Source organism: Pontibacter silvestris, assembly GCF_020907275.1.
In the GTDB taxonomy this organism is placed as follows: Bacteria; Bacteroidota; Bacteroidia; order Cytophagales; family Hymenobacteraceae; genus Pontibacter; species Pontibacter silvestris.
This window is the reverse complement of the sequence record NZ_JAJJWI010000002.1, coordinates 209,171-223,494: the sequence shown is the minus strand read 5'-3', so window position 1 is coordinate 223,494 and position 14,324 is coordinate 209,171. Positions and strand designations below refer to the sequence as shown.

General features: G+C 41.6%; 14 protein-coding genes. 1 reads left to right on the top strand and 13 read right to left on the bottom strand.

From position 1 onward, the window contains the following. Positions 1-6 precede the first annotated feature (6 nt). A complete protein-coding gene (locus tag LN995_RS02665) occupies positions 7-1,677 on the bottom strand; it encodes an AsmA family protein (protein WP_229958129.1) in 1,671 nt (556 codons plus the stop codon). A 182-nt stretch (positions 1,678-1,859) separates the two neighbouring features. On the opposite strand from LN995_RS02665, the gene LN995_RS02660 reads away from it, so the two are divergent. Next, positions 1,860-2,723, top strand: a complete 864-nt coding sequence (locus LN995_RS02660; RefSeq protein WP_229958127.1) for an alpha/beta fold hydrolase — start codon at positions 1,860-1,862, stop codon at positions 2,721-2,723. A 93-nt stretch (positions 2,724-2,816) separates the two neighbouring features. Here LN995_RS02660 and galU read toward each other — a convergent pair whose 3' ends face one another. The 12 genes from galU to trpC form a co-directional block, all read right to left on the bottom strand. Continuing rightward, on the bottom strand, positions 2,817-3,695 hold the full coding sequence (gene galU, locus LN995_RS02655) for a UTP--glucose-1-phosphate uridylyltransferase GalU (RefSeq protein WP_229958125.1): 879 nt from the start codon (positions 3,693-3,695) through the stop codon (positions 2,817-2,819). An 82-nt stretch (positions 3,696-3,777) separates the two neighbouring features. Next, complete coding sequence (locus LN995_RS02650) at positions 3,778-4,773, bottom strand: mevalonate kinase family protein (RefSeq protein ID WP_229958123.1); 996 nt, start codon at positions 4,771-4,773, stop codon at positions 3,778-3,780. A gap of 335 nt (positions 4,774-5,108) precedes the next feature. Next, positions 5,109-5,717, bottom strand: coding sequence for a bifunctional phosphoribosyl-AMP cyclohydrolase/phosphoribosyl-ATP diphosphatase HisIE (gene hisIE, locus LN995_RS02645; protein ID WP_229958121.1), 609 nt, complete (start codon positions 5,715-5,717; stop codon positions 5,109-5,111). A 47-nt stretch (positions 5,718-5,764) separates the two neighbouring features. Next, positions 5,765-6,523: an imidazole glycerol phosphate synthase subunit HisF gene (gene hisF / locus LN995_RS02640; protein WP_229958119.1), complete on the bottom strand. Its 759-nt coding sequence runs from the start codon at positions 6,521-6,523 to the stop codon at positions 5,765-5,767. Beyond that, the gene (gene hisA / locus LN995_RS02635; RefSeq protein ID WP_229958117.1) at positions 6,517-7,239 is read right to left on the bottom strand and encodes a 1-(5-phosphoribosyl)-5-[(5-phosphoribosylamino)methylideneamino]imidazole-4-carboxamide isomerase; all 723 of its coding nucleotides are present in this window, start codon (positions 7,237-7,239) and stop codon (positions 6,517-6,519) included. Before hisA ends, hisF begins: the two co-directional genes overlap by 7 nt. After that, positions 7,236-7,817 (bottom strand): imidazole glycerol phosphate synthase subunit HisH, encoded by a 582-nt coding sequence (hisH, locus tag LN995_RS02630; RefSeq protein WP_229958115.1) that lies wholly within the window; start codon positions 7,815-7,817, stop codon positions 7,236-7,238. The genes hisA and hisH overlap by 4 nt, the downstream gene beginning before the upstream one ends. Before the next feature lie 495 nt (positions 7,818-8,312). Continuing rightward, positions 8,313-9,656, bottom strand: a complete 1,344-nt coding sequence (gene mgtE, locus LN995_RS02625) for a magnesium transporter (RefSeq protein WP_229958114.1) — start codon at positions 9,654-9,656, stop codon at positions 8,313-8,315. Positions 9,657-9,905: 249 nt separating this feature from the next. Then, entirely contained in the window at positions 9,906-10,916 is a 1,011-nt protein-coding gene (gene aroF / locus LN995_RS02620; protein WP_229958112.1) for a 3-deoxy-7-phosphoheptulonate synthase, read from the bottom strand. A 3-nt stretch (positions 10,917-10,919) separates the two neighbouring features. Beyond that, positions 10,920-11,699 (bottom strand): tryptophan synthase subunit alpha, encoded by a 780-nt coding sequence (gene trpA / locus LN995_RS02615; RefSeq protein WP_229958110.1) that lies wholly within the window; start codon positions 11,697-11,699, stop codon positions 10,920-10,922. Beyond that, entirely contained in the window at positions 11,689-12,879 is a 1,191-nt protein-coding gene (gene trpB, locus LN995_RS02610) for a tryptophan synthase subunit beta (RefSeq protein ID WP_229958108.1), read from the bottom strand. The genes trpA and trpB overlap by 11 nt, the downstream gene beginning before the upstream one ends. Then, the gene (locus LN995_RS02605; RefSeq protein WP_229958105.1) at positions 12,876-13,505 is read right to left on the bottom strand and encodes a phosphoribosylanthranilate isomerase; all 630 of its coding nucleotides are present in this window, start codon (positions 13,503-13,505) and stop codon (positions 12,876-12,878) included. The genes trpB and LN995_RS02605 overlap by 4 nt, the downstream gene beginning before the upstream one ends. Further along, complete coding sequence (gene trpC, locus LN995_RS02600; protein ID WP_229958103.1) at positions 13,502-14,320, bottom strand: indole-3-glycerol phosphate synthase TrpC; 819 nt, start codon at positions 14,318-14,320, stop codon at positions 13,502-13,504. Before trpC ends, LN995_RS02605 begins: the two co-directional genes overlap by 4 nt. Positions 14,321-14,324 lie beyond the last annotated feature (4 nt).

Below are 14,324 nucleotides of genomic sequence, written 5' to 3'. Positions count from 1 at the left end.
TCTAAGCTATTTTTCAGCCTTGTTGTCCAATCCGGCACTGGATAAAAAACCACTGGCAAGGCAATCTTTCCAATAGTTGAAAACCGACTTGGTGCTGTTTCGGTCAACTGTAATCTCACCAGTTCTGGGAGCTTCTCCTTTGTCATCCGGGTTACTAGATTTTATGGCCACCAAGTTAGCTACTTTTGAGAGAATTTCTTTCCCCAGACTTTGCTCTGTATCTCCTTCTTTAGAAAGTAAATCTATTTTAAAATTACTATAAATAACCTTCATACTGCCTCTTGCATGTTGTTTTGTTAACTCTGCCTCGAAGGTAGCTTCGCTTATATGGCCACTCTTGATACTAATAAATGAAGTAGGTTCTAAAATCTTGTTCAGTATCTCAGGGTTTGTCTCACCTAATCTACCAGACAACGTGTGATAGTAGTTCTTATTTAGTAAAGGTAACCGAACTTCAATTTGCAGAGATGATTTCCCCATTACCATTGTGTTTGCTTGTATAACTGCAGGATGTTCTAATGAAATTTGGGCAGGTATATTAGAGAGGTTTGTAATAGTAACATTCAGCTCCTGAAACGTTATGTAACCTGGCTTTTCAGCCTTTGGCACTAACTCAGCATACCTAATAAAACCACCTTTTACGTCAATGGTGTCAATTAAAAACTTTGTGCTGACGCTTTGTACCATTTCATGTGGTAAGGGCTTTTGTTCATTTTCATCCGGAAAGTTCTTTTTGTCTTTAAAGGCACTCAGGTTAGGATTTACTATAAGTAAATGTTTTGCTATGAAATTGTTGTTTCGGGAATGTGCCGGATAGTCTAAGTCAGTAAATGCTACGCGCTGAATCTGTGCCTTATTATAAGTTATAGACTTTCCTTTTTCTCTGGCTAATTCATTTGGTGCCCCCTGAGGCACCAGCTTTAAATTATTAGCTAGTAAAGTTCTTTTGCTGGTGTTTAATTTAATGGAATCAGTTGTAATACGGTATCCGCCACTTGGGAGAAGGTAACTTACCTGTGCAGCCTCCATTTGGATATTATTAGCATAATAGGCTCTATCCTTGGCTCTAAAAGATCGTTTATCCAGTTTAAAATCATCTACAGTCAGGTTAAATTGCTTAATGGCAAAAGTGCTTTCCGCTGCGTCTGCTTTATTACGAAAACGTAAGGTGGCATTATCAATATCAATTTCATTAATCTGGACACCTTCAACAACTCCTTTTACAGTCTCATGCAATGGTTTATGTTGCTCCGTTATATCCTGGCGCATTACTGTAAATAATATTTCAGGCTGCTGTAATACCAATTTGTCAAGCTTTACACTTTTACCCATCACTAAACCAATGGTGTTCAGGCCGCGTAGCTTTGTCTTTTTAGTATGAATATCAATCAACATTCGGGAGGTTTTAGTATCGGTATTCTGTAATTGCTGCCATCTTTCATAATCAGGTGTTAGCGAAAGGCTATCTACAGAAACTGAACCTAAAAAAGGGGAAACATGCAAACCATATAACTGCAGTTTATTTACTCCATCTGACTCCTGATATACCATTGTCTCTATTTTATTTTCGAGCCAATTGGTAAAAAAAAACAAGCCAGTAAATAGCAGCAGGGCAATGCCCACTGTCCAACAAACTGCTTTTAGCCAAGCTTTGGCTTTGGCATTATTTCTTATCATTCCTATATAGTATTTTTAACTTTATTACTGCTTACGTATTTTCTATACCTGATCGCTACTTTATAGAGGAAATTGCTTTATTATCAGAAAAAGGGACTAAACAGAAAGTAAAGCCGACTGTTGTGTTTCCAGAAAGGTTCTTATAGCTTTGGTTGTATCGATAAAATCAGAATCCGACAAAAATGAACTCTCCAAAGTGGCTCGACCGTATCCTTTATCCTTTTGCTCATCATACACTGCAGTTACCTGCCGGACAAATGCATTATGTAGATGAAGGAGAAGGATCGCCCATTGTGTTTGTTCACGGTACTCCAACCTGGTCTTTTGTATGGAGACAGCAGATCAAATCGCTTTGCAGAACTCATCGTTGCATTGCACCCGATCATTTAGGCTTTGGCTTATCCGATAAACCAGAACACTTCAACTATACGCCAGAGGCACATGCTGATAACCTGGAACAGTTAATTAATAGCTTACAGCTGAAAAACATCACCTTAGTAGTCCATGACTTTGGCGGACCAATAGGTTTTCATTACGCGCTACGACACCCTGAAAACGTTCAGCAACTGGTTATTCTAAACACCTGGATGTGGAGCTTAGCTGATGAAAAGCGCATAGCCAAAGTAAGCGGTTTTATGAGTAACAGCATTGGAAAATTTCTGTACCAGCGTATGGCTTTTTCTACAAAAGTATTGTTGCCGCAGGGTTACTATCAGCGCAAGAACCTTACGAAAGATATTCAAAGGCACTACCAGAAGCCACACGACTCCTCTGTTGCAAGGTTTGGCAGCTGGAGATTTGCCGCGGCTTTAAAAGAATCGTCTCCTTACTTTGCACAACTCTGGCAGCAGCGGAATGAACTACAAAAAATTAATATGCTTATCATCTGGGGTGAGAATGATAGGCTTTTACCCCTACACTTCCTTGATAAATGGCAAAAGGCATTTCCTGATACGAGAATAATAAAGCTAAAGACTGGTCATTTTCTGCAGGAGGAAAAAGGAAGTGAAGTGACAGAAGCAATACGCGAAGTACTGCAAAGCTAAAAGACCTTCTCTTTGATTTCCCTTAACAAATAATACAAATAGCGGAAATCGCTTTCCGCTATTTAACATAAATTTCTTACTATTTAAACAGGCTTAGTCTTTTGGTGGCTTATGGGAGGCGACTATTTCCTGTAAGAATTTAAAAAAAGGATCGGCAAACTCCTGCCGCTTCAGTGCAAACTCCACATTTGTTTTTAAGAAGTCCAGCTTATTACCAATGTCGTAGCGCTTACCCTCAAAGGTGTGGGAATAAATTTTTTCCCGCTTCAGCAGGCTAAGTAAAGCATCCGTTAACTGTAACTCATTATTTTTTCCTTTTGGAGTTTCATCCAGCGCTTTAAATATTTCAGGAGTCAGAATATAGCGGCCGGCAATAGCCAGGTTAGACGGAGCCTGGTCAACAGAGGGTTTCTCTACAAACTGATCTAGCTGCAAAATGGAATCGCTTATCTTTTTACCACCTACAATACCATAGCGGTTTACTTTGTCTGCAGGAACCGTTTCAACAGCAATTATGGAAGCATGGTACTGCTCGTACATATCCATCAACTGTTGTGTAACCGGAATAACGGAGTCAATAATTGTATCTCCTAATAGTACAGCAAAAGGTTCATTACCTGTATGCTGACAGGCATAACGTATAGCATCTCCTAAGCCTACAATTTCTTTCTGGCGGATAAAATAAATGTTTGCCATATCAGATAACCTGCTGATTTCCTGATAGAGTGCCTCATCTTTTTGCTGCAAGCGCTCTTCCAGTTCATAGTTATGGTCAAAATGATCTTCAATAGCCCGTTTGCCTTTACCTGAAATTATAAGTATGTCTTCTATTCCAGAATTTACTGCCTCCTGCACCACATACTGAATAGTGGGGGTATCAATAATTGGCAGCATCTCTTTGGGTTGTGCTTTGGTTGCAGGTAAAAATCGTGTTCCTAAACCAGCGGCGGGTATAACAGCTTTTTTAATCATTTTCTACAGAAATAGGTATTGCGGTATTTTTATTAATTCAAGTTCAACAGGACTTCAATATAACATTTTAATCAAAACGAAACTACTCTACTGTAGGCCTGATTACTCTGGCTTTAATCTTTTTAAAATCTCTTACCAGACAGTTCAGCATTTCATCGCCATAGTAAACACCGATAATAGAGCCCCCGGAACCCGTAAACTTTGCTGACGCTCCACAGGCTCTGGCAACATTTACCAGCTCCTTATTGCTGTCACTGATATTCATTATTTTACAACGCTGATCAAAGTTTTCATTCATCAGCTCATGAAGCAGCTTATGGTCTCCATTCAACAGTGCTTGTTTTCCCTGCTCTGCAAGATCAGCAATGTCAGCTAAGGTATTAATGACAAACTCATCTCCTTTTTCGTAACGGGAACGGATGTTATTGAGAACTTTGCCAGAAACTTTTCCAAGTTCAGTTTTATAAGCAATAAATAAGCTTGGTAAAAGTGCAGGATCAAGAGGTTCATAAATTCCATGCCCCTGCTGCTGCAGGTAATCTTTATCGAAATCCATATAAACCAAACCTTCATATACTTGTATAACGCGGTCCTGCAAACCTGCTGTTATACCAAGTTCTTCTGTTTCTACAGCCAGCGCCAGGCTAGGAAAAGTTACCTTTGGAATTTCTACCTTATAGAACTCAGACAAGGCACGTAAAGTAGCAATAATGATAGCACTTGAACCTGACAGACCTACTTGTCTTGGAATAGAAGAACTGTAACGAACTGTAAAGTTTTTATTAGGTAAGGTTATTCCTTGTTTATCACAAAACTCGCAGAACTTTTTAATTGCCGCTTTAACCAAAGGTACACCACCATGATAACCTGTTAAATTAATTTGATCACGGAGCTTGTATATATTTTTAAACTGGTTTGAATCCTCGGTTTGTTGCTCAATAACTAATTCCGGAGTTTGGTAAAGCTGAATATATGCTCCAAAATTCTTGACAATTAGAGAAACAGTTTTCCCAAAATATCCATCCGAAGGGTTGCCAAGAATAGCCGCTCTGGCATAGGCTCGCGTCTCGATTATCATTGATGTGCTTTTTCTAGAGTTAAAGATAACATATATTTAAATATAATAATATCAATTAAAAATATACATAAACGACCTTTTTAAGTTTGGGTTCAACAAAATATTAAAAATATCTTTGTAAAAAGGCAATAATCTATTTTACCAGTCTATAGAAATCAGCAGTGTGAATGCTGTTTGTTATTAGCTGTTGCACAAGGTATGACGAGGTATATTAAGAGTGGCTGAGTTGAAAAGAAAAAGGAAACTTGTATGTTTTTTTAAAGCAAAAGCCCGGGGCAGTACCTCCTCCTATAGTAGGTACTGCCCCGGGCTTCCAGGTGCATTTATTACTTTATCTACTTCTTATGCCTCTCCTCTAGTACAGCTACAATATCTTTTAACTCTAACCCTGTCGCAGTCAGCAATACCAGCAAGTGATAGACTAAATCAGCTGCTTCACCTTTCATAGTGTCCAGCTTACCAGCTACAGCGTCTATTACTGTTTCAACGGCTTCCTCTCCTACTTTTTGTGCAATTTTGTTAACGCCTCGACTGAACAGATGATTGGTATAAGATCCTTCTATTGGGTTTGTTTTACGCTCCTGAATTACCTCTTCCAGATGCGCTATAAACCGGATGGCTGCTGCTCGACTTGAAGTTTCTTCCTCTCCGAAACAACTGGTAGTACCTGTGTGACAGGTAGGGCCATTGGGCTTTACTTTGATTAACAAAGAGTCATTGTCGCAGTCTCTGGTAATGCTGATTACTTCCAACGTATTGCCGGATGTTTCTCCTTTTGTCCAGAGTCTGTTTTTAGAACGGGAGAAAAAAGTAACAAGCCCCTCTTGGCGTGATTTGTCCAGCGCCTCCTGGTTCATGTACCCTAACATGAGCACCTGCCCTGTCAATTCGTCCTGTATAACGGCTGGCACTAAGCCGCCAGCTTTATTAAAATCAAGTTCCACTTGTTATAGTTAATAGTTTAAAGATATTAGTCTTTACTCATTCAAAATTATATACGTACATCAATGCCTTGTTCTTTCAGAAAATGTTTCAGCACGGGTACTTCCAATTCCCTGAAGTGAAAGAGACTTGCAGCTAAAGCAGCATCGGCATGAGCTTGCTCAAATACATCGGCAAAATGCTGCATGCTGCCTGCACCACCGGATGCTACCACTGGCACACTTACAGCTTTGGCCACATCTCCTGTAATATCCAAGGCAAAACCTGCTTTGGTTCCGTCGTTATTCATGCTAGTTAACAATATTTCACCAGCTCCTAAATCTGTTATCTGACGCGCCCAATCTACAGTAGCATGTTCTGTTTCGACAGTGCCTGCACGGGCGTAAACTTTCCAGCCTGTATCATTGGTGTATTTTGTATCTACTGCTACGGTCACGCACTGGCTACCGAAATGTTTTGCCAGCTCTTCTACTAACTTAGGGTTCCTGATAGCAGCTGAGTTTACAGACACTTTATCGGCTCCGTTTTGCAATAGAACTTCTACGTCTGCTACAGCTCCAATGCCACCACCAACAGTAAACGGAATATCAATGTGCCGGGCAATGTCTTTCACTAGTTCCGCAAAAGTTTTTCGTTCTTCGTTTGTAGCTGTAATGTCCAGAAAAACCAGTTCATCAGCACCTTGCTCAGCATACCAGGAAGCAAGCTCTACGGGGTCTCCGGCATCACGTATATTCTCAAAACGGACACCTTTTACCGTACGCCCGTTCTTAATGTCAAGGCAAGGAATAATGCGTTTAGTTAACATACAAATCGTTCTAAATCTTTTAACTCAATAGTGCCTTCATAAATGGCTTTGCCAATAATAGCACCTTTTACTCCAATATCCTGCAGAGCCTCCAGATCTGCTATGGTGGTTACTCCTCCACTGGCAATAACACCTGCTTCAGGTAAAAGCTGTCTTAGCAGTTGGTAGGTTTCTGTAGCAGGTCCCTGCAATTTACCATCTTTACTGACATCCGTGCATATAAACAGCTTGGCACCAGTTTGTACATAATCAGAAATAAAATCCTGCAGAGCATAACTGCTTTCTTCTGTCCAGGCACTAATAGCAATGTTCTTTCCTTTGAAATCAGCGCCTATTATAATCTTATCAGCCCCGTATAGTTGTAGCCAACTTTTCACCGTTTCCGGCTCGCGCACAGCAATACTTCCAGCCGTAACCTGTGCAGCACCGGCATCAAAAGCCTGTTTAATGGCTTCCTCCGACTGCAAACCTCCGCCAAAGTCTATGGTTAACCCTGTATTAGAAGCTATTGTTTCCAGCACTGGCAGGTTAACTGGTTTTCTGGCACGGGCACCATCGAGGTCTACTAAGTGCAGTCGCTTAATTCCATGTGCTTCAAATCGTTTTGCCACCTCAAGGGGGTTACTGTCGTAGGTAGTTTGCTGGTCAAAATCGCCTTCGGTAAGGCGTACACACTGGCCACCAATTAAATCAATGGCTGGGATAATCTCCATCATAAGGCTAAAAAATTCTTTATTATCTGGCTACCGGCAGGTCCGCTTTTCTCAGGGTGGAACTGTGCGGCATAAAAGTTTTTATATTGTAAAGCAGCCGAAAACGGTTCCGGGTAAGACGATTGAGCAATGGTATTTTCATTTACGGGCACATAAAAGCTGTGCACATAATATACATAATCCTGCTCCTGTAACCCGCCAAACAGGGGTGTTTGCAGCTTTTCCAATCTGTTCCAACCCATGTGAGGCACCTTTAGGTCTGTCTGGAAACGAAGAACTTTAGAAGGGATAATACCTAATAATTCAGTATCACTTTCTTCGGAATGCTGGCATAATAGCTGCATGCCCAGGCAAACTCCAAAGAAGGGTTGCTCCAGCGTAGGCAACAGCTTATCCAGGTTTCGGGACTTTAGCTGAGCCATTGCCGAAGAGGCTTCTCCCACACCCGGAAAGATTACTTTATCAGCGGCTTTTATAGTTTCTGCGTCAGAACTTAATGTCGCCTGAATGCCTAAACGCTCCAGCGCAAACATTACCGACTGCACATTGCCTGCCTTGTAATCAACTATAACTAGATTCATTTCTTTATTAGTGATGAATTAGAAAATATGCATTTATGAAGTATGACTTCAGTTTGTTTTTGTCTTTGAGATTTACCGTAATGATTCTGAGCTATGGTTATAATTATTATGACAAACCCTTGTTAAACCAACAAAAAAGCCTGGCTCTTTCGGAGTCAGGCTTTTGGATATAGGTCTACATTATTAGCAAATCCATAGGCTTATAGCTCCGAAACTGTTGTTTCGTGCATGATGGTGATGCAAATGAGCTATCGTGCCTTTCATTGTTGTAAATATACGCTATCTAGAGAATAATATATACTATTAAAGTTAAAAAATTCCGTTAGAGGTAATGGCAAATACAGGTTACACATGCAAGTGTTCTCCTACTTTCAGTCATTCTTAAGAATTTAGTTGATGCGAGACAACACCAGTATCCTTATTAAATAATATTCTGACAGTGTGGCAAATCAGCAAAAAGAAGTATTTAGCTTATTGATTAAATAATACTTTTATTTACAACAAAGTACCACTTAAAATACTGGCTGCAATAGTAAAATAAATAATTAAACCTGTTACATCCACTAAAGTAGCGACAAAAGGCGCTGAAGAAGTGGCGGGGTCTAACCCTAATTTTTGAAGCAAAAATGGAATCATGGAACCAGAAAGCGTTCCCCAAAGCACGATACCAATCAAAGATAGTCCGACTGTAAGACCGATTAGGGAAGCATATTCGCCATAATTATAAAAACCTGCTTTTTGCCAGATAACAATGCGAAGGAAGCCGACAGTACCAAGTATAAGCCCCAGCATCAGCCCAGACAAAACTTCTTTACGCATTACGTACCACCAGTCTTTGATACCCAACTCTTTAATTGCCATAGCACGCACAATAAGCGTGGCCGCCTGGGAGCCGGAATTACCGCCGCTGGAAATAATCAGAGGTATAAATAAAGCGAGCACTACAGCCTGGGAAATCTCTTCTTCAAAAAAGCCCATGGCTGAGGCTGTAAGCATTTCGCCTAGGAAAAGGATGAGCAGTACGCTAGCCCTTTTTCGCACCAATGTTAACAGCGGGGTTTCAGTATAAGAAAGCTCCAACGCTTCCAAACCACCAAACTTCTGTATATCTTCGGTATCGCGGCGTTCAATCTCATCAAAGATATCGTCGAAGGTAACAATTCCTACCAGCACTCCTTTCTCCGACACCACCGGCATTACGGCACGGTCATACTTGTTAAACTGCTCAATAGCTTCATCTCGGTTCATGGTGGTGGTAAGGCTCACAAAATGATAATCCATGAGAGATTCAATCGTCTGTTCCTCATCAGCCATCAGTAACTTCCCGATACGGATATCATCTATCAGCTTATTTTCTTTATCAACCACATACACATGGTTGAGAGTCTCTGCTTTTTTGCCATAACGCCTGATATTTTCCAGAGCCTGTGTCACCGTCCAACCTTTTTTCACCTGTATATAATAAGGTGTCATGATACGGGCAATACTCTTCTCAGGGTAACCAAGCAGGTTCAGGGCAATACTTTTCTCCTCCGGAGAAAGCAGGTTGATGGATTCTTTGATGAGCAGGTCAGGAAAGTTCTCAAAGATCTCCGTCCGGTCATCAGGTGCCATATTTTCCAGTATGTTGGCTGTTTCTGTTGAACCAAGTTCTTTCAGAATCTCCTCCTGCACATTGTGATTGAAATACGTGAAGACTTCTGCTTTTAAGTCACCGGGAAGCAGAAGGAACGCCAGAATCCGCTCCTTTGGATTCAACTCACAAATTACCTCCGAAATATCGTTGGGATGCTTATGCCGCAGGTCTTTCAGGTCAATATCATTAGATATATAACTCATAGATGTTCATTCAAAATTGGAAACTCCCAAGCGTAGTACTTGATTTAACCTTTCATACTGGGTGCAGTAATAAAAAAGCCTGGCTCAGATGTTAGTCAGAGTCAGGCTTAGGTTTAGAATACCTTTTCACTGGCACAACCATAAGCCAACGGTTCCAGAACCAGTACTACCCGGAGTTGGATAAGAACTATGTTCCATTACGCCATTTATAGTCGCAAAGATATAAGTTCTATAATATACAGTAGCAGACTAAAAATTTTCACGAAGCTCAAAAGCTTTACGCATGCGCTTGATTAACCGCTCCGATTCCTGAAAGTTAACAGTTTGCTGTCCGTCAGAAAAAGCTTCTTCCGGTTTCTGGTGTGTCTCGTAAATTACACCGTCAGCACCTGCCATTACGGCTGCCAATGACATTGGCTCTACATAATCGCGCAAGCCAATACCATGCGATGGATCTACAATAACAGGTAAATGTGTTTTCTCTTTTAGCACGGGCACTGCATTCAGGTCAAGAATATTGCGGTAAGCTTTTTCATAGCCCCTGATACCGCGCTCACACAGCATAATTTTCTCGTTACCGTTAGAGAAAATGTACTCTGCCGCTTGCAGCAACTCTTCTATCGTGCCAGAAATACCCCGTTTTAAAAGCACCGGTTTCTGTGCCTCACCAAGAGAGTCCAGCAAATTAAAGTTCTGACTGTTACGTGCTCCCACCTGAAATACATCTACATAATCAATCATCTCCTCGATCTGCGACACCTGCATTACCTCAGTAATAATTTTAATACCGTTGGCACTACATATCTGATGAAACATCTTTAAACCATCTATTCCTAAACCCCGGAATGCATAAGGAGAACTACGTGGCTTAAATACACCTCCACGCATAATTTTTACATTATTCACCTTCAGGTGCTCTACCACCAGTTCAATCTGGCGTTCGTTCTCAATGGAGCACGGGCCAGCCATAATGCTGAAGTTTCCTTCACCTATCACCACCCCATCTCCTAAATCTATAAGCGTCGGCTCTACTCTCCATTTACGGGAAATAAGCTTGTATTCATCAGAAACACGGTAAATATCTGCGACACCAGGTAACTGACCGATAGACCGGATGTCGAAGTCTTTTTTACCTATTGCTACCAGGTAATGTCCTGCCTGCGTTTTAACCTCATTGGCCTTATAACCTATGCCTTTAACAGCTTCAAATATATTTTCTTTAACATCAGCAGGTACACCTTGCTGTAACTGTATGATCATAATCTAATTTCTTAAGCTATGGATGAATGATTGAATATTTTGCTGCAGACTTCTCTCCTGACCAAGCGCTTTTATGAAGGCACTACCAATAATGGCTCCACGGGCATGGTTACAAGCTTGCACAAATGTGTCGCGGTTATGAATTCCAAAACCGATCATAGCAGGATTCTGAATTCCCATTTGCGCCACGCGCTGAAAATAATCTGTATTAGCTACAGCTTTGCCATTTGTACTACCTGTGGTAGAAGCCGAGGATACCATATACACAAAGCCATTCGTATGGCTGTCAATCTCCCGGATGCGCTGCTCCGGCGTCTGAGGCGTAATCAGAAACACCTTGCTCAGGTTATTTTCTTCAAAAATAGATTTAAACTCCCGTACATAATCCGCCAACGGAAGGTCCGGAAGGATGATGCCATCAATACCTACTTCCTTACATTTCTGACAAAAGCGTTCCACACCGTACTGCATTACCGGGTTAAGGTATCCCATGAGCACTAAGGGAATCTGTGTTTTCTCACGGATGTTCCGTAACTGCTCAAAGAGAAGCGGTATGGTCATCCCATTCCGGATAGCCACTTCGCTACTTTGCTGGATGGTAGGTCCGTCAGCCAGTGGATCAGAAAAAGGCATACCTACTTCAATCAGATCAACGCCATTCTTTTCCAGTTCCAGGATGATAGACTCAGTATCGTTCAGGTTAGGATAGCCAGCGGTAAAATAAACGGAAAGAAGCCCCTCCTGCTGCTTCTCGGCGAAAAGCTCCTGTAATCTATTCTTCATCGAAGTGAAATCTTTTTAAATAAGTTGCCAAATCTTTATCGCCACGACCAGATAAATTCACGACTACTACATCCTCCGGTTTAGCCCCTATACGGTCTAAAGCGGCCAGTGCATGAGCACTTTCCAGCGCAGGTATAATTCCTTCCAGCCTCGTTAGTTCCAGTACTGCCTTTAGTGCTTCATCATCTGTAATACTTTCAAAAACGGCACGGCCTGACTGGTGCAGGTGCGCGTGCAGCGGGCCGACTCCAGGGTAGTCCAAGCCTGCAGAAATAGAATAAGGTTCTACCACCTGCCCATCTTCCGTCTGCATCAAAAGGGTGCGGCTACCATGAATAATACCTTCTTTACCCAATACTGATGTTGCAGCAGATTCACCTGACTCAATACCTAAGCCGGCAGCTTCTACAGCAACCAATTTTACCTCCGGCCTGTCCAAATAATGATAGAACGCACCGGCCGCATTGCTACCGCCGCCTACACAGGCTACTACATAATCAGGATAGTCCCGACCTGTTTGCTCCTGCAATTGCGCCATCATTTCTTCTGAGATAACCGCCTGGAAGCGAGCCACCATGTCCGGGTAAGGGTGCGGACCAACGACAGAGCCTATAATATAATAAGTATCTTCAGGATTATTAATCCAATCGCGAATTGCTTCGTTAGTAGCATCTTTTAAAGTTTTACTTCCACTGGTAGCAGGTACAACACTAGCACCCAGCATTTTCATTCTGGCTACATTCGGCGCCTGACGCTCTATATCTACCTCTCCCATATACACAATACATTCAAGGCCCATTAAAGCACAAACAGTAGCTGTAGCCACACCATGCTGACCGGCACCTGTCTCGGCAATAATACGTTTTTTGCCTAATCGCTTTGCCAACAGGATTTGTCCCATTGTATTGTTGATCTTGTGTGCTCCGGTGTGGTTCAGGTCCTCCCGCTTAAGGTAGATTTTGGTATTGTATCTCTCTGAAAGGCGCTTTGCAAAGTATAAGGGTGTTGGTCTGCCTACGTAATCCTTCAGCAGGGCTTGTAACTCCTTCTGGAATTCAGGCTTATATATAATTTTAAGGTAATTCTGGCGCAGCTCCTCCACGTTTGGGTAGAGCATTTCCGGTACATAAGCCCCACCAAACTTACCGTAAAAGCCATTATCGTCAACAATATAATTCATAGCTGATTCTGATTTCTTAATTCAAGTAATTCTTTAATAGCCTGTACGTCTTTCAAACCTGGTTCCAGTTCGAAGCCACTGTTAACATCAATTGCAAAAGGCTTTAGTTTCAAATTATTTATGCCTCTGATATTTTCAAGGTTTAGGCCTCCACTTAAGAAGTAAGGTATGTCTGAAGTATAATTTTGCAACAACTTCCAATCAAAGGTAACACCATTGCCTCCATAATTTTTTCCTCTCGTGTCAAAAAGAAAGAAGTTACAGCTACTTTCGTATGGAAGAATGTTATGAAAGTCAAAGCTTTCATCCACCGAAAAGGCCTTAACTACTTGCAGACCAGAATCCTTAAGTTCTTTACACTGTAAAGGTGTCTCTCTTCCGTGTAGCTGCACCAGGTCAAAACCGTAAGTATGTGTTAAACGTTTTATCTCCTCAACCCCCTCATTTACAAACACACCCACTTTTTTAATAGAACCTGGCAAGCCTGAGATAAAGTGTTGGTCTATATGTTCCGCTGCATAACGTTTGGAACCCTGAAAGAAAATAAAGCCAAAGTAGTCAGGCTGCATGGCAGCTATTTCCTGAATATTTCCAGGTTCACGCATGCCACAAACCTTTACCTTCATAAGGCCACCTCCTGTTTGTGCTCCAGCAGATGCTTGAACTCACGGATAAACTCCATAGCAGCACGTTCAGGACGGCTACTCGTCATAAAAGTTTCTCCTATCAGAAAACCATTATATCCCGCCTCTTTCAGTTCCAGCAGCGTTTGCGGATTACTGATACCACTTTCAGAAATCTTAGTCATACCGACAGGTATGTGCTTTGCCATTTCATAAGACTGGTTCACGTCAGTTACAAAATCTTTCAGGTTACGGTTATTTACTCCAACCACTGTTACATGCTCATTCAAGCTTGTATCCAGTTCTTCTTTATCACGCACTTCCAGCAATACCTCTAAGCCAAAAGTACGGGCAAAAGCAGCCAACTCTTTCAGACGGGCAGGCTCCAGCGCTGCTGCAATAAGCAAAATGGCATCTGCACCGATAGACTTCGCTTCTATAACCTGGTATTCATCCACTGTAAAGTCTTTCCGTAAAATTGGGCAGTAATTATATTTTCTGGCTGTCATCAAATCTTCAGTTTTGCCGCCAAAGTAATTTTTATCTGTCAACACAGAAATAGCAGAAGCACCAGCCTGCATATAACCTATAGAAGTTCTCTCTATAGATACATAGGGGTTAATATCGCCTTTTGAAGGAGATTTGCGTTTGATCTCAGCGATGATGCCGCTTTTATCAGGGCGCAGCAGGTAACGTTCCAGCGATAAACAAGGCGTTTCAAAATACTGGCTTTTTTCAAGCAGCTTAACTGGATACAGTTCTATCTGAGAGGCCACCTCCTTATGTTTATGGGCAATAATTTCGTCAAGAATATTCATTGGT